21 protein-coding genes are annotated in these 23,606 nt (G+C 47.3%); 8 read left to right on the forward strand and 13 right to left on the reverse strand.

Going from position 1 to position 23,606, the window contains the following annotated elements:
• The first annotated feature begins 10 nt into the window (after positions 1–10).
• The 3 genes from ACJJIW_RS09600 (at position 11) to ACJJIW_RS09610 (ending at position 1,778) form a co-directional block, all read left to right on the forward strand.
• Complete coding sequence (locus ACJJIW_RS09600; protein ID WP_282931225.1) at positions 11–439, forward strand: Hsp20/alpha crystallin family protein; 429 nt, start codon at positions 11–13, stop codon at positions 437–439.
• 74 nt (positions 440–513) lie between these two features.
• Positions 514–930: a CBS domain-containing protein gene (locus tag ACJJIW_RS09605; protein WP_282931226.1), complete on the forward strand. Its 417-nt coding sequence runs from the start codon at positions 514–516 to the stop codon at positions 928–930.
• A gap of 272 nt (positions 931–1,202) precedes the next feature.
• Entirely contained in the window at positions 1,203–1,778 is a 576-nt protein-coding gene (locus ACJJIW_RS09610) for a PhnA domain-containing protein (protein ID WP_282931227.1), read from the forward strand.
• A gap of 146 nt (positions 1,779–1,924) precedes the next feature.
• Here the strand turns inward: ACJJIW_RS09610 and ACJJIW_RS09615 are convergent, their stop codons facing one another.
• A complete protein-coding gene (locus ACJJIW_RS09615) occupies positions 1,925–2,167 on the reverse strand; it encodes a DUF6868 family protein (protein ID WP_353057013.1) in 243 nt (80 codons plus the stop codon).
• Between the two features lie 234 nt (positions 2,168–2,401).
• Here ACJJIW_RS09615 and ACJJIW_RS09620 point away from each other — a divergent pair, with 234 nt between their 5' ends.
• From ACJJIW_RS09620 to fghA, 3 genes are all read left to right on the forward strand, one after another.
• Positions 2,402–3,415: an AraC family transcriptional regulator gene (locus tag ACJJIW_RS09620; protein ID WP_282931228.1), complete on the forward strand. Its 1,014-nt coding sequence runs from the start codon at positions 2,402–2,404 to the stop codon at positions 3,413–3,415.
• A 174-nt stretch (positions 3,416–3,589) separates the two neighbouring features.
• Positions 3,590–4,723, forward strand: coding sequence for an S-(hydroxymethyl)glutathione dehydrogenase/class III alcohol dehydrogenase (locus tag ACJJIW_RS09625; RefSeq protein ID WP_444892044.1), 1,134 nt, complete (start codon positions 3,590–3,592; stop codon positions 4,721–4,723).
• A 14-nt stretch (positions 4,724–4,737) separates the two neighbouring features.
• Positions 4,738–5,595: an S-formylglutathione hydrolase gene (gene fghA, locus ACJJIW_RS09630; RefSeq protein WP_444937191.1), complete on the forward strand. Its 858-nt coding sequence runs from the start codon at positions 4,738–4,740 to the stop codon at positions 5,593–5,595.
• Positions 5,596–5,732: 137 nt separating this feature from the next.
• Here the strand turns inward: fghA and ACJJIW_RS09635 are convergent, their stop codons facing one another.
• Positions 5,733–6,167: a hypothetical protein gene (locus tag ACJJIW_RS09635; RefSeq protein WP_444937192.1), complete on the reverse strand. Its 435-nt coding sequence runs from the start codon at positions 6,165–6,167 to the stop codon at positions 5,733–5,735.
• 412 nt (positions 6,168–6,579) lie between these two features.
• On the opposite strand from ACJJIW_RS09635, the gene ACJJIW_RS09640 reads away from it, so the two are divergent.
• A complete protein-coding gene (locus ACJJIW_RS09640; protein WP_444937193.1) occupies positions 6,580–8,787 on the forward strand; it encodes a S9 family peptidase in 2,208 nt (735 codons plus the stop codon).
• Between the two features lie 73 nt (positions 8,788–8,860).
• Here the strand turns inward: ACJJIW_RS09640 and katG are convergent, their stop codons facing one another.
• Complete coding sequence (gene katG, locus ACJJIW_RS09645; protein ID WP_444937194.1) at positions 8,861–11,134, reverse strand: catalase/peroxidase HPI; 2,274 nt, start codon at positions 11,132–11,134, stop codon at positions 8,861–8,863.
• A gap of 328 nt (positions 11,135–11,462) precedes the next feature.
• On the opposite strand from katG, the gene ybaK reads away from it, so the two are divergent.
• Complete coding sequence (gene ybaK, locus ACJJIW_RS09650; protein ID WP_444937195.1) at positions 11,463–11,939, forward strand: Cys-tRNA(Pro) deacylase; 477 nt, start codon at positions 11,463–11,465, stop codon at positions 11,937–11,939.
• Between the two features lie 140 nt (positions 11,940–12,079).
• Here the strand turns inward: ybaK and ACJJIW_RS09655 are convergent, their stop codons facing one another.
• From ACJJIW_RS09655 to ACJJIW_RS09700, 10 genes are all read right to left on the reverse strand, one after another.
• The gene (locus ACJJIW_RS09655; RefSeq protein WP_444937196.1) at positions 12,080–14,428 is read right to left on the reverse strand and encodes a DNRLRE domain-containing protein; all 2,349 of its coding nucleotides are present in this window, start codon (positions 14,426–14,428) and stop codon (positions 12,080–12,082) included.
• Between the two features lie 86 nt (positions 14,429–14,514).
• Positions 14,515–15,156 carry an Lcl C-terminal domain-containing protein gene (locus tag ACJJIW_RS09660; RefSeq protein WP_444937197.1) on the reverse strand — a complete coding sequence of 214 codons (642 nt, stop codon included), beginning with the start codon at positions 15,154–15,156 and terminating at the stop codon, positions 14,515–14,517.
• Positions 15,156–16,739: an ethylbenzene dehydrogenase-related protein gene (locus ACJJIW_RS09665; RefSeq protein WP_444937198.1), complete on the reverse strand. Its 1,584-nt coding sequence runs from the start codon at positions 16,737–16,739 to the stop codon at positions 15,156–15,158. Before ACJJIW_RS09665 ends, ACJJIW_RS09660 begins: the two co-directional genes overlap by 1 nt.
• Before the next feature lie 292 nt (positions 16,740–17,031).
• Positions 17,032–17,634 (reverse strand): glutathione S-transferase N-terminal domain-containing protein, encoded by a 603-nt coding sequence (locus ACJJIW_RS09670; RefSeq protein ID WP_282931239.1) that lies wholly within the window; start codon positions 17,632–17,634, stop codon positions 17,032–17,034.
• Positions 17,635–17,717: 83 nt separating this feature from the next.
• Positions 17,718–17,969, reverse strand: a complete 252-nt coding sequence (locus ACJJIW_RS09675; RefSeq protein WP_282931240.1) for an HP1242/YdcH family protein — start codon at positions 17,967–17,969, stop codon at positions 17,718–17,720.
• A gap of 314 nt (positions 17,970–18,283) precedes the next feature.
• Positions 18,284–19,036, reverse strand: coding sequence for a TetR/AcrR family transcriptional regulator (locus tag ACJJIW_RS09680; RefSeq protein ID WP_282931241.1), 753 nt, complete (start codon positions 19,034–19,036; stop codon positions 18,284–18,286).
• Positions 19,037–19,181: 145 nt separating this feature from the next.
• A complete protein-coding gene (gene cydB / locus ACJJIW_RS09685; protein ID WP_282931242.1) occupies positions 19,182–20,201 on the reverse strand; it encodes a cytochrome d ubiquinol oxidase subunit II in 1,020 nt (339 codons plus the stop codon).
• Complete coding sequence (locus ACJJIW_RS09690) at positions 20,198–21,586, reverse strand: cytochrome ubiquinol oxidase subunit I (protein WP_444892038.1); 1,389 nt, start codon at positions 21,584–21,586, stop codon at positions 20,198–20,200. The genes cydB and ACJJIW_RS09690 overlap by 4 nt, the downstream gene beginning before the upstream one ends.
• 317 nt (positions 21,587–21,903) lie before the next feature.
• Complete coding sequence (locus tag ACJJIW_RS09695; protein WP_282931244.1) at positions 21,904–22,461, reverse strand: GbsR/MarR family transcriptional regulator; 558 nt, start codon at positions 22,459–22,461, stop codon at positions 21,904–21,906.
• A 136-nt stretch (positions 22,462–22,597) separates the two neighbouring features.
• Positions 22,598–23,551, reverse strand: a complete 954-nt coding sequence (locus ACJJIW_RS09700; protein ID WP_444937199.1) for a DUF1853 family protein — start codon at positions 23,549–23,551, stop codon at positions 22,598–22,600.
• Positions 23,552–23,606 lie beyond the last annotated feature (55 nt).

Consider the following 23,606-nt stretch of genomic DNA (forward strand, 5'->3'; position numbering starts at 1 on the left):
GGTTGTAGATATGAGTCTGATTCCCAGAGGGTCCCTATTGGACCTTGATAATATGTTTGAACAAATGCTCTCACCGACCCGTGCAATCGGATCTGAACGCGAGGGATTTTTTTCTCCGCGTATTGATGTGAGTGAGCGCAAGAATATGTATGAAATTAGCGCTGAGCTGCCGGGAGTGGGTAAGGACGATATCAGTGTAACCCTAGAAAATGGGGTTTTGACCCTTGAAGCTGAGGTGCACCGCGAGGTTAAGGAGAAGAAGGATGGCCGCGTGCTTCGTCAGGAGCGGCGTTACGGCAAGTTCTTGCGAAGTTTCAATCTTGGTGAAGATGTTCGCGAAAGTGAGATTGATGCAAATTTCAAAGATGGGATTCTCACGCTCACGGTACCAAAACATGAGGGGCATCCCCCGCAAAGAAAGCGGATTGAAGTGCACTGATCTATAGGGGTTAAGGGTGATGGGTGTTACCCATCACTCTCTTTGGCATTTGTCTTAAGAGTTTTGAGGTACCTATGAAAGTTAAACACGCAATGCATGAGGGGGCTACCTGGTGCACCCCGGATACTCCACTACAGGAGTTGGCAAAAATATTGCGCGATGAGGATATTGGTGCAGTACCGATTGGAGAAAATGACAAGCTTGTAGGAATAGTGACTGATAGAGATATTGTATGTCGCGGTGTGGTTCAGGGAGGTAATCTAAGCTCTCTATCTGCCCGCGATGTTATGACAGAAGGGATTGAATGGTGCTGGGAGGAGGATGATCTGCTGTCTGCTGTCCACAAAATGGAGCAACAGCTGTTACGCCGGATGCCGGTACTCAATAGTGAAAAGCGCATGGTCGGTATTCTCAGCTTAGGGGACATCACCAGTGCCATCGCCAGCAAGCAGGGTGGGCAGTTCGCAGCAGCGGTCTCCTCGCACCACTGAGTGTGGGACTTAACGCATAATGCTCTTTACAGTCGTCAATCTATATTGGCGGCTGTTGGAAGTTTTAGTACCCTAGAGTGTCTTGTCTGAAGCCTGTGAATCCCTCGGCAACCTAATGGCTCCATCTACTACTGGGCTGTTGATAGTCTTATTTACTTCCTGTCTGAGCTTGATCATGTTCACGGTCGACCTCGATGTCCGTTAAATGTGATTATTTGGGAGGCGTGCAGGAAGAATCAGTCGTATAATCCCTACTTTTTTTGAGGTTACTTATGGCTGTGACTCAGGAGCAGTTGGCACAACGCAGTGGAAATCAGTGTGAGCTCTGTAAGGCAGAAAATGGCTTGGCGGTTTATGACGTACCCCAGTCAGAGGGTTATCCAGATGCGGCGGTATTATTGTGTCAAACCTGTAGGGACCAGCTGGAAAATCCTGCACAGCTGGAAAGTGCGCATTGGCAGTGTCTGTCGGAGTCTATGTGGAGTACCGAGCCGGCAATTCAAGTGTTGGCATGGCGTATTCTAAAGCGCTTATCTGGCGAGACCTGGGCCCAAGACTTGTTTGATATGTTGTATTTGGATGGCGATTTGCTGGCCTGGGCAGAGGCCGGGGCAATACCAGAGGCTGGTGAGTTGGTGATTCATCGGGATAGTAATGGTGCCCAGTTACAAGCTGGAGATAATGTAGTTATTATCAAAGACTTGGATGTAAAAGGAAGCAGTTTGGTTGCAAAACGGGGAACGGCAGTTCGCGGTATCAGCTTAAGCGATAATCCTGAGCATATCGAAGGGCGGGTCGAGGGTCAGAGAATTGTTATTCTGACAAAGTTTGTGAAAAAGAGTGGCTGATAAATATTTTAGAAATATCTTAATTTTCTGAAAAGGGGATCTGCCGGCGGACCCGAAATACTCTCCCTATCCGTCTTAAATATGAAAATAAGAAAGGTATAGTTTACCTTTCTTATTTTTTTGCAAAATATTTCCGCTTTTATCAATTAACTGATAATTTTTAGAGCAAAATACGGTGTAATATTGAAGACGATAATAGCAATTTTGTATTGTGCCAGATATTGAAAGTATGCACGGCCTAAATCTTGTTCATTAAGCTCAAATATTCGGGCGTGAATCCTGGTGATCGACTTTCTCAGGCAGACAAGTCCAAGAGTTGATAGCAGTAGTATCAATATGTTTATAATCGAAGCCCAGCCTAAAAATAGTGTTAGATTTTCAGTTTCCATGTGAAATTTCCTTGCGGTTTTTTCTCGTATAAAACCGACAGTTTTATGAGTAGATAGTGGAAAGTGCCACAATAGTCAGGCACTAGCCTCCAAATAAATTTCGTTTGTGGATAGGGGCAGTCCCAGTTAGTTGCAAAGCTATTTTATATGATACAGCTATTGTCCGATGCTCTTTATTCCTAGACACTGTGTGATAGTGAAAATGAGAGGTTGGCAATATGGTAGCTATAAAACATGAAGCCTATCTATGAAATTCGCAGTGGTGCGCTGGCTGGGTTTAATCTATTGGTGCCACAGCTCGGTGGTCAGTCATCAGATTTTTTAGCGCAAGTGGGGCTTCCTGCGGATTGTACACGTCGTCCAAATATCTTGATCCCCATTGCAACGCTGGTAGACCTCCTTAATTTGTGTTCACGGGACTTGTCCTGTAGTGACTTTGGCTTGCGATTGGCGGGGAAGCAAGGGCTGCGTATGCTGGGTGTCCTTGGTAAGCTGATACTGGAAAGTGAGAATCTATCCAGTGCTTTGACAGTAACTCATCGGTATATGGTGTTACACAACCAGGCGGACCACTGGAAAATTTACCAAACCGATGACTGCTTGATTGCAGAGAGAGTTAATCACTTCCCCGACGCAATTCCCGCGCAACAGTATACTGAACTTTCAGTAGGAGCCGCCTATCGCCTGATACAGGAGATGGTTGGCTCCAAAGTATCTCCCCGCTCTGTTTCATTTCGGCATAAACCCCAATCTTCGTTGAGTAGTTACCAAAATTTTTTTGGCATTGAGGCTAGTTTTGAGCAAGATCGAGATCGCTTGGTTTTTGATGGATCATTGATGAACTATCCCCTCGCTAAACCCAGCAGCGGTCTTATGAGATATTTTGAGGAGTTTTCCAAGTGCTTATTGGCAGAGCACAAGGGTGATATCAGCCGACAGGTTCAAGTCTTAATCCTTCAAACTCTCGGGGCCCAGCAGCACTCCCTGGAGCAAGTTTCTCGGTTACTCGGTATGCCAATGAGAACGCTTCAGCGCCGCTTAAATGAAGCGGGAACCTCCTTTAAGCAGTTGGTACAGGGGGCGCGAATGAAGACTGCCCGCTGGCATCTACGGGCCTCAAGTATTGACGTGGGATTACTATCAGCAAGTTTGGGCTACACCGATATCAGTGCTTTCTCAAAAGCATTTCGAGCCATTCATGGAAGCTCCCCACTGCAGTGGAGGAAGCGACAAGCTATTAATTGTTAATCAATTAAAGGAATTATTTTTAATAATGGTTCAGCGCTACCACTTATTACTATAAGGGTGAGCTTTTAGATTTTTCCTGATTTTACTTCAGCAGCGGCGCTTGGCTTTGCACCAATAATCCTAGGGGACTATGCTGGGCGCCACTGGAACGAATGATGAAAGGCAGAATTGAAAATGAGTGCAGAGACAATCCGTTGTAAAGCAGCTGTAGCTTGGGGGCCTGGGGAGCGTTTGGTTATTGAGGATGTCGATGTTATGCCTCCCCAACAGGGTGAAGTTCGCGTGAAATTACACGCCACCGGCGTTTGTCACACAGATGCGTTCACTTTGTCAGGAGATGATCCTGAAGGGGTATTCCCGGCAATCCTCGGCCACGAAGGTGCGGGTGTTGTTGAGTCCGTTGGTGAGGGGGTGACCAGTGTCTCTGTCGGGGATCATGTGATTCCTTTGTATACCCCTGAATGTGGCGAATGTAAGTTTTGTCTCTCTGGAAAGACCAATTTGTGCCAAAAAATCCGGGGCACCCAGGGCAAAGGATTAATGCCTGACGGTTCGACACGCTTTTCGGTAGATGGGAAACCCATTTTCCATTATATGGGTTGCTCTACTTTTTCTGAGTACACAGTCCTTCCTGAGATATCTGTGGCCAAAATTAATCCCGAAGCCCCCTCAAATGAGGTTTGTTTGCTGGGCTGTGGTGTTACTACGGGAATGGGAGCCGTTACCAATACAGCCAAGGTTGAGCCGGGTTCCTGTGTGGCAATTTTTGGTTTGGGTGGAATTGGTTTATCCGCAGTGATCGGAGCCAAGATGGCTGGCGCCTCACGAATTATTGGTGTCGATATTAATGAGGACAAATTTGCGCTGGCGAAGAAACTGGGGGCCACTGAGTGTATTAACCCCAAGGCTTACGATAAGCCTATCCAAGAGGTTATCGTAGAGCTTACCGATGGCGGAGTGGATTATTCTTTTGAGTGTGTGGGCAATGTTAACCTGATGAGAGCTGCCTTGGAGTCTTGCCACAAAGGATGGGGGGAATCCATTATTATTGGAGTGGCAGGTGCGGGACAGGAAATCAGTACACGCCCATTCCAGTTGGTTACAGGGCGGGTTTGGAAGGGATCAGCATTCGGCGGTGTAAAGGGGCGCTCTGAATTGCCTTCTTTCGTAGAGCGTTACCTGGCTGGAGAATTTAAATTGAATGACTTTATTACTCACTCAATGCCCCTTGAGCAAATAAATGATGCCTTCGATTTAATGCACGAAGGTAAAAGTATTCGCAGTGTTATTCATTTCCAGCAGGCTTGATAGGAACACTTAAAATGTCGATTGAATTGGTTGGCAGTACTAAATCTTTTGACGGTTTGCAGCAGCGTTACCGACATAAATCCAGCACGCTCAACTGTTCTATGGTCTTCTCCATTTTTTTACCACAGGATGCAGAGGGGAATACACAGAGGAAATATCCTGTTGTTTATTGGCTATCGGGCTTGACGTGCACGGATGAAAACTTCAGTCAAAAGGCTGGTGCTCAGAGAGTCGCTGCAGAGTTAGGGATTATCTTAGTGATACCCGATACGAGCCCCAGAGGAGACGATGTGGCGGATGACCCGGGTTATGATCTGGGGCAGGGGGCTGGTTTTTATGTAAATGCGACTCAAGAACCCTGGAAGCAGCATTATCAAATGTATGACTACATCGTGGATGAACTTCCAAGCCTGGTAGAACTTCATTTCCCCACCAATGATCGACGCGGGATTTGCGGACATTCTATGGGCGGGCACGGTGCCCTGGTCATCGGTCTGCGAAACCCCAAGCGATATCAATCAATTTCTGCTTTTAGTCCAATTTGTAATCCTATTGCTTGCCCTTGGGGAGAAAAGGCGCTGGGAACTTACTTGGGAGCTGATCCCAAGAGCTGGGAGCCATATGACGCAACAGTGCTAATGGGGCGCGCTGTAGAGAAAACGCCGATTTTGGTTTCTCAGGGAGAACAGGATGAGTTTCTTGAGGAGCAGCTGAGACCACATTCCCTGCAAACAGCTGCCGAAGCCAGTGATTATCCTCTTCGGATAGAGCACCATGCAGGCTACGATCACAATTACTATTTCATCGCTTCATTTATTGAGGAGCACTTAAGGTTCCATGCAGACTCATTGTTGAGCAGACATATATATTAGGCTGGATAAATTACGGACTAGTGAAATTAGCCCCTCAGTTGAGGGGCTGTTTGGGCAAAGGGCTTTGCGCCCTGGCAAGTTGCTATGTATAAAGCGATACGAGCAGAATACATAGAGCCAAAGTGAGAGGCGTAAGCTTATCGTGCAACCGCCCGACACTCGCCAATAATTTCAGCTCTGTTCTGGTCAAAAGTTTGTTCGATCAGGAACCAGCCATTGGGACAGAAGCCACTTTCGGCTAGCAAGAGTTCCATTCTCTGCCGGGCAACTTTCTTCACATCTCCAGAATTGGCGCCGCTGGGACCGCCACTGCCGCTGGGACCACCACCGCCTGGGCCACCACTACCCTTACCGCCGCCGGGACCACCACCGGGACCACCGCCACCCGGACCTCCACGCCTACTGCCTTGGCCCTTGGGACCAGCCCCAATGGTTGCCTTGTAGGTAAAGCGACGATGGCCCAGTTCAGTGATGTCAGTGACAAATGATTCAGTGGTGGGGATCTCTGGTGTAGAGCTACAGCCAGCAGCGATCAAAATCACAGCTGCAGATGCAAAGAGATGAACCTTCATTATTGTTACCCCGTATTTTGATAAAAGCTTTAGTCAGACATTAGCTAACCACAAATGTTGGTTAAGCAGAGTAAACATTTGTAAAGGGGGGGCAATAGCAGCAGGATTGTTTGTGCTCAAACCCAAAACTGTAAGGTACTGCATGTCCCGGAAGGTTCCGTTGTAGAATCCTCAATAGTTTGCTCTATCCACAATATAGCTGCATTTTTTAGAGGGTTTCCGATAAATTTGAGATACTTCTGGTGATCAGAACAAGTCCCAAAGAGAAGCTATGGTTTATCTGGATGCCATTTAGGCCGACTCTTAAGGAAGCCGGAGATAATATGGAATTAATCAGAGTTTTCTAAATAATACCCTTGGTAGCAAAGTGGTACGTGAATTGCCAACAATACTTAATATAAAGAGTTTTCCTATGAAACAAGCACTGCTTGCATTACTTGGATGCACTTTTGCAGGAATATGTTCTGCAGAGTCACTCAGCATTGAACGGTTATTCTCCGACCCGGCTCTGGGTGGTACTGCTCCCCGTGCGCTGGAATATTCACCTGATGGGCAGCGCGTAACTTTCCTCAAAGGTAGAGCTGAAGATTACAACCGTTACGATCTTTGGGAGTACAACCTGAAAGACGGTCAGTCCCGAATTTTGGTCAATTCCGATAGCTTGCACAGCGGTAGTGAAACTCTTTCGGATGAGGAAAAGGCAAGACGGGAGCGCCAGCGAATTTATGGTAGTGGAATAATGGAGTACAGCTGGTCCGAGGATGGTCGGTCTCTGTTGTTCCCTTTGGCCGGCGATATTTACTATTACGATCTCAAAGACCGTTCTTCGCGTCGACTGACTGAAACGGAAACCTTTGAAACCGATGTAAAGGTCTCTCCCGAGGGGCACTTTGTTTCGTTTATTCGCAACCAAAATATCTATATTGTCGATCTGAAAACCGGTAGGGAAAAGCAGCTAACCAGCGACGGCAAAGATCATATTAAAAATGGAATGGCTGAGTTTGTTGCCCAGGAGGAAATGGACCGGATGACCGGTTATTGGTGGTCTCCTGATGATCGGCATATTGCTTTCCTGCAAGTTGATGAGTCGCCAGTTGATCAGGTAACCCGTAGCGAAATCTATGCGGATCGTATCGAAATGATACAGCAACGTTACCCCGCTGCTGGGCGTGCGAACGCAAAAATCCGACTTGGCCTTATAGATATTGATTCGGGAGATATCCGTTGGATCAACCTGGGAGATAATCAGGATATTTATATTCCCCGAGTAAAATGGGCCCGTGATCACCTGTTAACTTTCCAGTGGCAATCTCGAGACCAGCAAAAGTTAGAGCTTCGCGCTTACAATCTCAATACGGGAAAAACCCGAACGCTCCTTGCCGAGTCCAGCGATACCTGGGTTAACCTGAGCCATGATCTCCACTTTTTGGAAAATAGCGATGCTTTTATTTGGTCATCGGAGAGGGATGGCTTCAAACACCTGTATAAATATGATTTTGGCGGCAGATTACAGGCACAATTGACTAAGGGAGATTGGGTGGTTGACGAGTTAGAGGCTGTTGATGAGCGGGCTAACCGTTTGTATTTTACCGCACGAAAAGATACTCCAATCGAGAGGCATCTCTATGCAGTCTCCCTGCAAGGGGAGAGCGACATTAAGAGAATTTCACAGCGTACTGGTATGCACTCTATCGAATTTTCTGAGGATGCCTCTGGATATATTGATAAATTTTCCAGCGTTACCACGCCCCCTCAGGTGAGCCTGCACAGCAGCTCAGGGACCAGAGTTACCTGGCTTGAGCAGAACGCTGTAAATCGTGATCACCCTCTCTATCCTTTTAAAGATCAATGGATCACCCCGGAATTTGGCAGTATTAAGGCGCCCCATGGCCAGGAGCTTTTCTACCGCTTGTACAAACCTGCTAATTTTGATGCGAAGAAAAGTTACCCGGTAATGGTGTTTGTCTATGGTGGTCCACACGCTCAGGTGGTTACCAATAGCTGGGATAAACTATTCAACCAGTATATGGCCCAACAGGGTTATATTGTTTTTTCCCTAGATAATCGTGGTTCAGCAAACCGCGGTACCGCTTTTGAGAATCCTATCTTTAAGAATATGGGATCTCCTGAAGTGGAAGATCAAATTACCGGCGTTGAATTCCTGCGCACCCTGCCTTACGTTGATAAAAATAAAGTAGGCATCTTCGGCCACAGCTACGGTGGTTACATGGCACTGATGAGTATGTTCAAAGCCGGAGACTACTTTAAGGCGGGGGTATCGGGTGCGCCGGTTACGGACTGGACGCTGTATGATACTCATTATACTGAGCGTTATATGGGCAATCCAACCAAGGATATGGATGCCTATGAGGCATCTTCTGTGTTTCCCTATGCGAAGGGCTTACAAGGTGATCTGCTGATTTATCATGGTATGGCGGATGACAATGTGTTGTTTACCAATACCACCAAACTCATAAAACAGTTGCAGGATAACGGCCAACAATTTGAACTGATGACTTATCCAGGCAAGAAGCATAGCTTGCGCGGTAAGCAGACTCGCATCCACCAATACAGCATGATCAAGCGCTTTTTTGATCGGTATTTAAAGGGGCAGGATTAAAAATTAAATAATCTCCCAGAAGAAAAAAACCGAGGCTAGCCTCGGTTTTTTTCTTTATTGAGGTATATGACCCCTAAGACTGAGGCTGATCAACCCGATCCAAATTCATTACTTTGGTCCAGGCCAGCACAAAATCATTTACAAACTTGTCAGCGCCATCACTAGAAGCATAAACCTCTGCGACTGCCCTTAATTCAGAGTTTGAACCAAAAATCAGATCTACAGGTGTGGCTGTCCACTTTGCCTGGCCACTTTTGCGATCTTTTCCTTCATAGATACCCTCTGATTTTGCCGACTTGGACCAGACAGTAGACATATCGAGCAGGTTCACAAAGAAATCATTCGTCAGTGTGCCGGGGTGCTGAGTAAGTACACCATTCTGTGAGGAGTCGGTATTTGCATTAAGTGCCCGCATTCCTCCAACCAGAACAGTCATTTCAGGCACACTTAGGGTTAACAGACTGGCTTTATCAACTAATAACTCTGTAGGGGTTCTTCCATAACCATCGCCAAAGTAGTTGCGGAAGCCATCGGCCAGAGGTTGTAGTACCGCAAAAGAATTAACATCTGTTTGTTCCTGGGAAGCATCGGTGCGTCCAGGCTTGAAAGGGACCTGAATTTTATGTCCGCCTTGCTCTGCAGCTTTTTCAATGGCTGCTGCGCCCCCAAGTACAATGATATCTGCCATTGAGATTTTTTTGCCCCCGGATTGGGAACTGTTAAATTCCTGCTGGACTTTTTCCAGCGATGCCAGGACTTGTGATAGTTCAGAGGGATCATTTACCGACCAGTCTTTTTGGGGTTTCAGGCGAAGACGGCCACCATTGGCGCCACCGCGAAAATCTGAACCACGGAAGGTAGAAGCTGAGGCCCAGGCAGTCCTCACCAGATCGGGAACGCTAATGCCCGCCGCCAGTATTTTTGCTTTGAGAGAATCTATATCCCGGCTGTCAATTAGAGGGTGATCAACTTTGGGGATAGGGTCTTGCCAAATTAAATCTTCTTCAGGCACCTCCGCTCCCAAATAGCGCGCACGAGGGCCCATATCCCGATGAGTCAACTTGAACCAGGCTTTGGCAAAGGCGCGTTGAAACTCTTCCGGATTTTCCTGAAACCGCCTGGCAATTTCTTTGTAGCTGGGATCGAACTTAAGGGATAAATCCGTGGTAAACATGATGGGGGCATGGCGCTTGTTCTTGTCGAATGCATCGGGCACCAGATTTTCCGCGCTCTGATCATCGGGAATCCACTGAACGGCACCAGCTGGACTTTTTGTTTTGACCCAATTGAATTTAAACAGGTTGTCCAGATACTGCTGGCTCCAATTGATTGGGGCGGCAGACCAGGCCCCTTCCAGGCCGGATGTCATTGTGTCGTCGGCATTTCCTTTCCCACACTTATTTTTCCAGCCAAGCCCCTGTTGCTCTATCGGGGCGGCGGCGGGCTCTGGGCCGAGGCAATCAGCTTTCACTGCACCGTGAGCCTTACCAAAGGTATGGCCTCCGGCAATCAAGGCTACTGTCTCTTCGTCATTCATCGCCATGCGGGCAAAAGTTTCGCGGATATCTGTGGCGGCAGCCACCGGATCGGGATTGCCATTGGGTCCCTCAGGGTTGACATAAATAAGCCCCATTTGCACTGCGCCAAGAGGTTTGTCCAACTCCCGGTTGCCGGTGTAACGCTCATCCGCCAGCATCTTGGTTTCGGGCCCCCAATAAACCAGGTCGGGCTCCCAGTCATCCTGTCGCCCCCCGGCAAATCCGTACGTAGGGAATCCCATGGACTCCAGAGCTACATTGCCGGTTAGCACCATAAGATCAGCCCAGGACAATTTGCGCCCATATTTTTGTTTGATGGGCCAGAGTAGACGGCGGGCTTTATCCAGGTTGGCATTATCAGGCCAGCTGTTGAGGGGATCGAAACGCTGCTGACCACCACGGGCACCACCGCGACCATCACCGATCCGGTAGGTGCCTGCGCTGTGCCAGGCCATTCGGATCATAAATGGGCCGTAATGACCGTAGTCTGCGGGCCACCAGTCCTGTGAAGTTTTGAGCTGAGTTTCGATGTCCTGTTTTACCGCTTTAAGGTCCAGGGTTTGGAATTCGGCAGCGTAATTAAAGTTGTCACCCATTGGATTGGATCTGGGGGAGTGCTGTCTGAGCGGGCGTAGGTCGAGTTGGTCTGGCCACCAGAACCTATTGGACTTTGGTTGCCCTTCAACTGCGCCCTCAAGAATGACGGGATCAGTCACCACTTCCTCATTGGTGTCTGCGGCATAGAGTGGCGCGGTTATAAATATTGAGATTATTAAAGCGGCACAACTACGATTATATTTTATTAGCATCGAAAGTGTCTCCGTACGATCGTTGATACATCCTTCGTTTTACTATTACTCTCGTAATGATATAGGCGACTTGCTGCGATTTAGTAAGGTGACTTTCGGTTTACGATAGCACCTGATTCATCTATCCAGCAGATAGTATAGCGGGTAAATAGTATAAGAATTTACCGGTATAAGGATTAAAAGTAATCAATAAGGTAAATTGAATAACTTAATAACCAAGCCTATTTGTTGATTGGCGATATGGGCTGAGGTAGTTTTATTTATAGAGTGTTTTGTCTGGGGCCTATTGTATTATCATGTGGGTGTCGTTAGGTGGAATATATAGGTTATGGGTTATATGACTCCGGGAATTGCCTTATTAAAAAAGAATAATATCAGTCACAAGGTTCATGAGTATAGACACGACTCTTCAAGTGATTCTTACGGTTTGGAAGCATCGCAAAAATTGGGAGTTGCTGAGGAGAGAGTGTTTAAAACGTTGGTAGTTGCGCTGGACAATAAAAAGTTAGTTGTTGGTGTTGTTCCGGTTTCGACCATGCTTAACCTGAAGCTTATTGCAAGAGCTGCCGAGGCAAAGAGGGCGATAATGGCCGCTCCAGCTGATGTAGAGAGATCAACAGGTTATGTTTTGGGGGGCGTTAGCCCTCTTGGACAAAAAAAGCGCTTGAAGACTATCCTTGATCTATCGATTCAAAATCACTCAACCATTTTTGTGAGTGCTGGCCGTAGGGGACTGGAAATAGAGTTAAGTCCAGATGACCTGATAAAGGCTGTCGATGGAAATCTAGCTAAAATTTGTGAGTAACTGAGCCGGGCAGTTCCTGATGTGAGGGTTTATTAGCTTCAAGGTGAATAGCTATTGCCTTCTTAAAAGTAGTGCATGAAGAAATCAGTAAGTTAGTTGTTATTGAAGCTGGGCTCTCCCTGGGGAGAGCCCAAAAAGTATTAATTACAGAGTGTCTGCATTGTCAGGAGAGGGCTCTGTCCACTCTCTTTGGAGCTTATATCGAGGCCATTAATGCCTCCCTCTGAAGCGATCACCAGGCCGTGATTACTAGCGTTGAGCCAGCGGTCCACTATACCGGAGGCTCCCAGGTCAATGAGGTGTCGACCAGTAGAAGAGGGCGTAAAGCTACCCACCTGAAGCCCAAGAATCGAGCTGCCGCCAACAGAGTCCCATGTAGCGGATTCCTCTTGCCAGCTTTGTGTCGCCATATATATGCCATAGCTGTTGCTGGATGTATTGATGACATTCAGTTCGAGTGTCGCATCAATATATTGCTGACAACTTAAATCGGATAAATCGAAGCGAATCAGGCTATACATTGTGCCGTAGATCAAATCGCTACCATCGGCGAGAAGTCCATCGCTGTCACCATCGAAATTGTCATCTTCCTTTCTGGAGGAGATAAAGACATCATCTGAGGCAACTTGGGATATCTTTTCGCTGACAGTGTCACTGCAGTCTGCAACCACCTTGAGGGCTGGTGCAATACCGGTTTCCTTTGATGAGATATCTACGCCATTGCTTCCATTTTGCGCGGCGATGACCATCCCGGTATTTTCAGCGTTTAGCCAGTCTTCCAGAATACCAGAAGAGCTTAAATCCAGGGTTAGGGTTCCAGTGGATGAAGGAATAAAGCTGGCTGCCAATTGTGAAAGCACCCCCGATCCGCCGACTGAATCCCAAGTGACTGATTCTTCGTCCCAGTCAGATTCGGCCAGGTAAATTCCATAATCGTTGGTGGAGCGGTTGGTAATATTTAATTCAAGCTTAACTGAATTTATTGCTGAACAATTGGCGATATTGGAGAGGCCAAATTTGATTAATGAGTAGAGAGTTCCGTAGGTACTATCGCTACCATCTGCCAGTAGCCCGTCTGAGTCACTGTCGAAATTACTGAATGAATAGCGGGAAGAGATAAAGGCATCATCTGCTACGGGTAGGGTTACCTCACCGTTGTCACTGCTATCCTCGATAATGACACTCCTGCCAACACTATTTTGTGCAAGAACCATAGATTCGCCAATTCGGTTGGCACTCCACCAGTTAATGTCCTCTGGTAAAGCAAGGGGGTCATTGGCGCGATCTTCACGGGTCAGGATACTGGCGCTGTCGTCAAATTGGGCCGTGCGGACGCTCAGCTCATCAGGACTAACTTGTATCACTTTAAACTGCTGGATGCTGGCCATATCGATGGTCCAAAACTTGGCATCATTGGCGGAACGGGCCGGAGCCCCCCAACTGCCTTCACCCACATAGACAGTGCCTCCGGTATCACTGGTAGAAAAATCACTATTGCCCGGGGCGACGACTTCAGTGAGTTTGGTCAGGTGGGTATCTGATTCGACCACTAGGTTCATGGCGTAGTCATAAAATGGCTCTGCCCACCAATTGAATAATGTGGGGTTATCGGACTTGCCACTGTAATGGGGGAACATTGGCTTGTGGTATTGGGCAAAACGCCAATTGCTGTAGGCGCCACTTGTAGCTAAATCATCTTCCAGCCAGTTGTTCATAGCCGTTGCATAAGATGACCAGCCACTTTCCTGAAATTGGCTGTTTAGGGTGTAGACGCGTAAGAGGGGGGAAATCTGTACGGCGCCGTAAGTATCGCTGGGGCTACAGCTACTATCTGCATTGAAGTCGACTCCAAATACCTGGCAAATAGTGGAGTAGTTGTCATCTTCATGATTTCCATGGGTGGGAATTAAGGGGTAAATGCGTTGGTAGCTATACCCATCAATTTCATCGCTGGAATAAGTCAGGGTCCAGTCTTGTAAAAACTCATCCATCTCTGATGCGCTGTTGGCGTTAGTAAAATCGCCGCCGTGCATAACAGCCAGCGGACGGATCTTAGCCAGCAGTGCATTCCCCTCGCGCCGGGTTGTGTGTCCGGTGCGGGTATCGCCTCCAGCAATAATCACAAATGGGGACTCATCGTCAGGTGCAGTTTTAAACCAGAAACGATCGCCACAGCCATCCTGGTCACAGACCCGGTAATAAACCTCTGAATTCGGTGTCAGGTTTTCCAGTCTTACAAAGTAGCTATTTAAGCTACCGTCGAACGTAGCTGCGGTATCAACTGCTCGACTGCTCCAACTATTTTCATTGGTTGAGTAGCCAAAATTGATATAAGGGTTATTACTATTACCGTCCGGTGAAAATCCAATGACAGCACTGGTAGAGGCATCGCCATCCCAGGCCAATCTGTGATATTTGGTCGCTGAGTTGGCATCAATTGCCAAACATAGAGTCGAGAAAGCAAAAGCAGTACTTAAGAACCGTCTCATGGGGGATTCCTGTAAGTAGTGGTTATTATCTGAAGGCGCTGCAATTTGAAAGGTTAGTTGTGAAAGCTGGATGCAGCGCGCCGGAATTATTCGGGATTATTATTACAGGCGGTTGAATGGTTGGAGACTAAGCGTACAAAAGCGGCGTTTCTATAAGGAATTGTGATAGTTTCTGCGTTCATGAAATTAACTGCTCCCGCCCCTGTTTTCAGGTACTGGTAAACATCGTATAAAGGCCTGTCAAAATTACGGGTCCAGTAATCACCCCGTTGAGTTTTTGGGAAATACTCCGTCGCAATTTGAGGCCTCACAGATTTACTCTCCTTTAGGAGAATGGAGCGAAGTTCTGTAATATCCGGAAGTCTCCAGTTTTGTATTGCACATAGTTTTTCCTGATTGGTCCGACGAATCAGATCTTCTGTATCACATCGGTCCTCCTCAAAGTAGCAATCCCCATTGTTTTTTATCCCTTTTTCATATTGATACCACGAGTAGGTCCACCTTCCATCGTGAATTCCGTCGTCGTCGGTTTTTACTTCCCAAAGAAGCCCTGTATCGGTATCGCAGATACAGGACCAAGGGCCTGCCCAAGCCTCGATAGGCTCCCCATTTTTATCAATTTTAACTAAGTGGTATTCCCTTGGCAGAGGTTGTGATGGTTGGTGCAGTATGACTGCACAGACCGTGATTGCAGGAAAAATGAATACCCAAAATATACGCACAAACATTATTGATCTGCCAACTTGATTTTGACGGGGAGAGAGTGGCGAGTGTGGGCGATTTGCGAGTGATCAAAGGCAGAAACCCAGAGGCAAATACCGTCTTTTATTGCTACATCTAACGCTGATCCAGTATCTAATTTTCGCACCATCTCCATAGACCAGTAGCCGTCCTGCCAAACAGCATAGGCCCTTACATCGGCACGATCTCCCTCAAAGCGATTTGAGGTATAGAGGACTGAAGGCATAATCGTATTGATAGGATAATTGTCATCTTCAGCCGTGTATGACTGGTAATCAAACCAGGAAATAGTCCAATCGCTTTTTGTATCCTCGTTTTGATATGGCGTCAGGCTGGAGGGACTTTTGGGTAGTCGTTTTGGTGTAACGTTTTTTGCGGAGTACCACTTCCAGTTCATTAAGTATGCCCCGGACTCTTTGCCATCCTGGAGATATCCTGCGGTATAGCGGCGTGCTCCTGGCCTTACAATATCAGGCTTGCCAATATAATTGTCATCTGCCAGGTGCATTTTATTGGTTCTTACTGCTTTCCAGTGCCAGAGATCGTGTATTTCATCGGATGAGCTGTAATGGTAGCCCTTGCCATGCCAATTTGCGGGCAACTGTGCTGATGGTTTGCGGCCCAGGTGAGAGGTTCCCGAAGCACCGAAATCACAGGAATTGGAGAGCAGGATGGCAAACTTATCTTCATAGTGACGGGTTTCATTAAAATTTTGAAAACCTTGCTGTTGTATTTCCCAGCCAGAATCTACTTTTTTCAGTGGTAGGTGTTTCAGGCTTTCAGTAGGGTCTTCCCAGGTGATATGAAAAAATATTTCTTGTTGGTTATGCAAGGCTCTCAAGTTGACGGTTGAGCTACCATCAATAAAGTTAGCACCTCCGTCAGTATGGATTTTAAGTGATATGGCTGAGGACCATGCGGATTCTTGAGGGATTCCATCTATGTTGATAAAGGTTTCCGGACTTATTTTCTCAACTGTAAGATCGTGGTAACTGTTATTTGTAACAATAATCCAAAGTAATAAAGTGATACAGACGGTAGATAAGTAGGTGAAAATTGAAGTTCGATAGCCCGATCGAGTAATGGGAAGTAAATAACTCAAAGTCTTCAGGCCATAGGTTGTTAGGTAAACGCCAGCGTGAAGGAATATATAGAATAAGATCGCAAAAGCACTATAAAAGTGTGCCTGGCGAAAGATAGAAGCATTGTCGGAACCAATAAATAAAATCCAGCCACTTAAGACCATGAGCACTAAAAAAAATGAGCCAATGCGTGTTACTACCCTATGGTAGCTAATTGATGTTTTATAAGGTTTACTTTGTGAGGTTGTATTTTTTATTTTAATTGTTACTTTATAGGATAAGTAGCAGATAAGGATGGCCGAAGTAACAATTGCTACAAAGAAGTGAATATCATGAATCTGTCCCTGGGGTAACAGTTCTTCGATATTTCCAATACTTGGCTTAGTTAAGGTGGAGATACGGAGCCCCGTTAGCAGGTTACATAAAACTGCAACAATGGCCACACTGTGCAGAATTATCCAAAGAGTACTCTTCGGTTGTTTGGCCATGGGAGTATTCCAAAAGGGATTAGGCTAGTAAAAAAGTGTGGCATTTATATTAATTAAAATAGACTACATTCTGCTGATGGAGTCACGGCGCCTAAAAAAGGAAGAATGAACTGTGCTGTAGAAGCGCATTAAGAATGAATGCCGGTTCCTATCTTACCGAGATGTAATCACAGCGAGTCTCAGTTGCAGAGTTTCCTTTCCGCCTGACACAATAGTGCACTACTCAGTATTTTGACCTGCTCAGAACAAATAGCGGGATAACTTATTCTTGTTGGTATTCCGCATTTTGTAACTATTCATGCAGCTGACACTTACTCAGGCTTTCACTTTTCTCCAAATCTTCCGATATGGCCATAAGTTTCGGGTGGTCACTTCTCCAGTCAAAATCTTCATGGCGAAAATCAAGATAGGATAGTGCTGAGCACAAGTTAATATGTGGCAAGCTAAGACTGGCGGGTAATCGATCCAGGTGCTTTTCCAGGTAATCTAGAGATCTCTCAATAGCACTGAAATAGCGCTGCCACCAAAAATCAGACCTAAGTTCTTCCCGTGCGCGCAGCTTTTCCATTTGCAGATGCACTGCTGCGTCCATTAATCCAGAGCTGACACTGTGAAAAGTATACAGATCCCAATTGTTATCCAGTGGCGCAGATAAGTGACCATCCCCCAAGCTTTTATCCAGAAACGCACAGATGACTTCGCTGTCAATGATCGAGGAGCCATTATCCAGGGTTAGGCAGGGGACTTTTCCCAAGGGGTTGCTGGAAATAAGTTCGTCGTCATTGTGAAAGGGGTGAGAGAAATGCTCTGTTACCACAGAGTGCAGACGCTGTTCTTGCACAACAATGCGCGCCTTGCGAGCAAAAGGAGAGGAAAAGGTCAGGTACAGTTGCATAGGCCAAGCTCTTTTAGGCTGCGTGCCCTTTCAGCAACTGCAGTGACCGCCAGTGCTGCTACGAGCAACTGTTAACGCGTACTTTAGTGATGGGTAATCACTGAAGTAATGCGGTTATAGAGGTGCTGTTTTAAGTAGGCTCTCTGTTTTTTGAGGCTGGAATAGTGATCGTCGTCGGTGCCAATACCACTATCCTGAAGGCCTCTTATTTGTTTATCCAGTTTGCTGTAAATGTCGTTTTCAAGTTTGAATTGAATATCGTCTTCGATGAGCTGCTTGATTGTGTCTGCATATTCTGGGAAATCCACCGAGAGCTCGTGTGAAGCAATGGGCATAAGGGACCTCCACAATCGATATTAGTTAATGAAGTGTAGGTTCAGTCTTGCCAGTCACAAAAATGCAATTCTAGCGCTGCTCCCCTTAATCAACATAGTTATAAAGTGAAGTTAATATAAGTTTGTATATAGCCATTTGATATATATAAAAGTTGAAGCTATTTTATTAGCAAATATTTTTTACCCTCTTTTTTTTGATTATTGGTAATTGTTAGTCAGGTGAGGCTTAAACAGAGGGCTGGGAGGAAGTGACGGGCACAAAAAAGCCCGACAATTACTTGTCGGGCTTTTTTGTTGCGGTTCTGCTACTGGGCTTAGGCCGAAGCCTCCAGTGGGGCAAAGCGCAATTGGCGCCTCTGCAAAAGCTCACCGAGGTAGAGCTTTAAGTAGGCTGCAGCGGCCCGTTTCCCCTCTGCTGCGGAGTCTTCTGTTATTTTCCCAAAGCGGGAATAAGACTGGGAGCAGAAAGAGTCGTTAATGTTGATGGCACACATAAACCGGTCTCGCCAATCCTGAGAGGGTGGCAACTCAAACTCCCGAGACAGGTTTTTGATCAGAGTATCTGCCAGGCGCCAATTGTTTTCCATTTGTAGTTGGCGTAATGCCCAACTGGACTGAGGTCCAAAATGTACTTTTAGTGCCGCGAGATTCTCTTCATAGTAGCCGCGCACAAGGTCGCACAGCTGATTCAGCATATCCTGCCAGCTTTCTGACGGAGAAAAATCCGAATGGCCCAATACTACGTCACCGAAAGACTTATAGTGACGCTCGGCCAGGGCGGTTAAGCTGGCATCTACACTTGGGAAGAAATGATAAACAGACGCTGCTGGAACACCTGCAACCTGACTAAGGTTTGCGAGGCTAATATCCGTAGAGTCTTGTTCAGTAATTAATACTTCAAGGGCGTCAAGAAGCTTTTCATACTTCTCCCGACCATTTTTGCGTTGTGGTTTGCGCGGACTGGCAGTGTCGCGCCGGCTGATAGCTCGTCGATCGATTTGGTTCAAATTACCTCCCCCTATAGACAAGCGGTACTGGCCATGGGCTAGCATACGCTTTACTTCCATGTAAAAAATTGTCTTTTGGAATTGATTATTATAATCGTACCAAATTCAGGCGAGCAAGAAGAACTTGTTTGATTTGTGGGGTAGTTCCACATTAATTAATTAAATTCGGCTAGCAGGTATTTCTGCCAGCCGAATGGAAATGAAGCTAGTGATAATGTAGCTCTGTCGCCTTTCCTCGGAAGACGTAATAAGAGAAAACGGTATAGGCGAGGATGACGGGAACTACTATTACCGCACCCACAAGAATAAATTTTAATGAGGCGGTGGCACTGGCTGCCTGCCAAATATTTAGTTGGCCGGGAACAATATCAGGGAAAAAGCTGAAAGCCAGGCCGATAAAGCACATCAGGAAAATAACAACGACGGTAAAAAAAGGAACCGCTTTATGTCTGTCCGCAGGCTTAGGCATTCTCGCCAGCAGAACATCATTGGAGACAAAGGCAATAAAGCACAGGGTGGGGACGAGTAGTACAAACATAACCAGAGGGTAGGTAAACCATCGGTCAAATACTGTTGGGTTTACCAGAGGATTGATGGCCGATACTGCAACCACCCCAAGCAGGGTGGCCCGCCCTGCGTAACGGGTCCACGTAGTCGCTCGTTTTTGCAGCTCCGACTCGGTTTTAAGAACCAACCAGGCGCCGCCAATATAGGCGTATGCGGCGGTAACTCCCAGAGCGCTGAGCGCTGAAAAAAGCTGTGCAGACCAGTCGGGCTTAAAGCCAATCACGTACTGCCCCAGCATGTACCCCTGCGCAAGGCTGGTAATAATAGACCCCGCCTTAAAGGTTCGATCCCAGGTTAGCTTTTTGTCGATGGCAGCCTTGGCACGAAAGTCGAATGCCACTCCTCGCATGATTAGCCCGACCAGCATAATCGCAGCTGGTATATATAGATGCATTAACACCAGGTTGTGTGCGATTGGGAATGCAATCAGGAGCAAACCGATTGCCAGCACCAGCCAAGTTTCGTTGGCATCCCAAAAGGGGCCAATGGATGCGATCATGGTATCCCGCTGCGATTCCTCCTCTTCTCCCATGGGGAGCAAAATGCCCACACCAAGATCGTAGCCATCCAGAATTGCGTAGACTATTACCGCCAGGCCCATAAGGGCCACAAAGGCGACAGGCAGCCAATAGGCCGCTGCAGAAGCGCTACCGGTCATTTGCCTTCTCCCTTGTCATTTTTCTCGGTATCTTTTGGGCGGTTGGTTAAGCTAGTGCCGGCGAATAGTTCCTGAGTTTCAAACTCCTCGACTTTTACAGACTTCAGGGCCATCACTTTCAGGGTTCTTATGTACGCATAGAGCAATATCACGTAGACAACCAGATAAAGGGTTAGGGAAAAACCGACATGAGAAGGTGGTACTGGAGTAACAGCGTCGGCGGTTTTCAGTACTCCTGTTACGAGCCAGGGTTGGCGTCCAATTTCTGTGACATACCAACCGGCCAAAGTGGCTATCCAGCCGGAGAATGTCATCGCGACCAGGGTTTTGAGCATCCAGCGAGGCAGCTCACCTTTACGCAATAGATAGACCCCTCCCCAAGCGGTTAGCAGCATCAATATTCCTATGCCGACCATAATGCGGAAGGCGAAAAATACGGGGGCTACCGGTGGGTGATTATCGGGGAATTCATTAATTCCCTTGATCTCACCATCCCACTCATGGGTAAGGATAAGGCTGGCCATCTTGGGAATGCCGATCGCCAAATGGTTGGTTTTCTCTTCTCCGTCGGGTATCGCAAATAACAGTAGGGGTGCGCCGCGCTCTGTTTCCCAGACCCCCTCCATTGCGGCGACTTTTTGCGGCTGGTGCTCAAAAGTGTTGAGTCCGTGTAAGTCACCAACATAGATTTGAATCGGAATAAAGATGGCAGCGAGAACCAGTCCTGTTTTAAGGGCGAGCCGGGGCGCGCGTTTGGGGTCTCCTTTAAGAATCCGATAAGCGGAAATCCCCGCAACAAAGAAAGATGCCGTCAGACCCGAAGCCAGCAGCATATGTGTAAGTCGGTAGGGGAAAGAGGCGTTAAAGATAATTTCCATCCAGCTTGCCGGGTAGGCGACCCCATCCCGTAAATCGAATCCGGCAGGTGTTTGCATCCAGGAGTTGAGAGCGATAATCCAAAAAGCGGATAGAGTGGTCCCTGTTGCCACAATAAAGGCAGATAAAGTATGTATTTTGCTTGGCACCTTATTAATGCCAAACAACATAATGCCGAGAAAGGTTGCTTCGAGAAAGAATGCAGTAAGTACTTCGTATCCGAGAAGCGGGCCGGCGATATTGCCGACCTGGGCCATAAAGCCGGGCCAGTTTGTCCCGAACTGGAATGACATAGTGATGCCACTCACTACGCCGAGAGCAAATGTCAGGGCAAAGACTTTTACCCAAAAACGATATGCGCGCATCCAGACCGGATTATTAGTTTGGTCGTAGCGTAATTTAAAAAAGAAAACGATCCACGCGAGTGCGATGGTGATTGTTGGAAATAGAATATGAAAGCTAATATTTGCGGCAAACTGTATCCTGGAAAGGATCAGGGTATCTAGCATGAGAGCCTCTGCTGGTCTGAGATCTTTGAACCAGTGAGCCGATTAGCACCTCCTGTGCTAATCGGCACTGCAAGAAAATATAGAGGCAGGTGTGTGTTCCCGCGTATACAATCCTGCAGGAGCCGACTTTGGATCGGCAGCGGCACGGCCTTGTGCCGTTATTAATCCAGCACTATGGGCTGCTGGATTAAAAATATGCCGGGGCTTTTAGCCATGGATTTGGCCCTATGGGTTTCTCCCCGGAATAAGTGCTTCAGATGAAAGTGTTATTTCGCTTTGAGTGCAGCGGTATATTCCTCGTACTAGCGTTTTTTTCGCTAGTTTGAGGTGTTCTGTCCACCTGTCATCTTACTTTTGAGTTCCAGTAGCTTGACGATACCGGAGCCTAGCTTCATCAATTTAAGCAGGTCCTGGTGTTCTAGCTTGCTGAGTGTGTTGGCAAATTCTTCGAGCAGCTCCAGCAAGCTGTAAACTTCCTGGATTTTTTCCTGTGCCTGGGCATCCAGCTCATCTTGGGGTTCATTGAGCAGCAGCTGGCGAAGCAGACTTAATGTAGGGTCGAGCTCTCGCTTGCGGCGCTCCTCGAAGACAGTGCGAGCGAGGTCCCAGATTGACCCAGCTGCAGTGAAATAATCTTTGCGATCGCCCGGTTGATGGTGCAGCTCAACCAAGCGCCAGGCCTGTAGCTCTTTGAGCCCCATACTGACATTGCCACGACTGATCTTCAGTGCCTGGGCCAATTGCTCGGCATTGAGTGGCGTGGGATGAATGGTGAGTAGTGCAAACATTTGTCCCACCGTGCGATTGAATCCCCAGCGGCTACCCATTTCACCAAAGTGCAGTACGAATGCCTGGGCTTGACTCGATAGTTTCATTTACTTCTTAAGTTTCAGAAATTTCTGAAAATTGTAAATGTAAATTGATCTATGTCAATCACCAATTTAGAAAATAATGTGAGGCCAGCGAGAGGCTCCCGGATTCTGATTTGGGGAGAGGCTGGCGCAGCCGGGGTTATATGCTCAAGCTACTTTTGGCTCTTTGGTACCAGTTGTCGGGCACGATAAAGCCTCTGCAGGCTTCGCCGTTTTTATCGACGGCGGCGATGCACAGTGGGCGGGTAAAGCTTTCGGGCAGCAGCGCCTCTAGCAATTGATCGGCAGTCATGCCGGTGGTGCTGCTCTGAGGCGCCAGCCAGGCTTGCTTGGGGAGTGCCAGCCACTCGAGAGCACTGCGGTTTGCCTGGCGCAGGGAGAATGACCGAAACTCAGATAACGATACCCACCAAAGATCATGACTGGAGGGCCGGTGAAGTGTATCCAGCGGTTTGAATAGTCTCCCAGGCATTAGCGCCCATTGGCGATCTATCTCTAGGCCGTGCTCTTTCAGCATTGATTGAACTGCCGGCATTTCAATCAGTGGCAGTTGATGATCTGCCATTCTTGCCAGTTTGATATTCAGTCGGTCCTTGATTCCAGGCCCTACCCAATGGATATCGGTAACCTGGAGATAAAATTTTACGGCAATTTCCCAGTGTTCACACTGGTTGCTGGGCAGGTGTTGCACGACGAAGTCGAGTTCCCCCAGTGTCTTGCCGCCGGACCTTAGAGGGAGGTTTTGGTAGAGCAGCTGGTAGTCGGGATGTTTGTCAAAGGCAAATGACCAGAGCCTTTCAAAGTAAGTGCCCAAGCGGTTATTGGGTTTATTGAGGCTGAGTTCGTGCAGGTAATTATCCAGTTCAGGGGAAAGTACATCTTTTACTTTCGGGCAGGAAAAGTATTCCAATAGGGACTTTCGTCGCGTGGGTAGAAGCCAGGGGAGTTGGTTAGCTGCACTAAAAGCTGTAACGGAGCCCTCGCTAGTGGGAATATCCGAACTTCCCACGGACCACATTAAGTTGTCCCAATTATCTACCTGTCCGCTTTTCAGGGAGGAAATCATGGCCTTCTGTATCGTTTCCTGAGTCATTAAACTTCTGTATATTGCTAAAATACAAGACACATTGGTGAAGTCATCTATGATT

This window comes from Microbulbifer maximicatervae (SeqCode) (assembly GCF_052467815.1).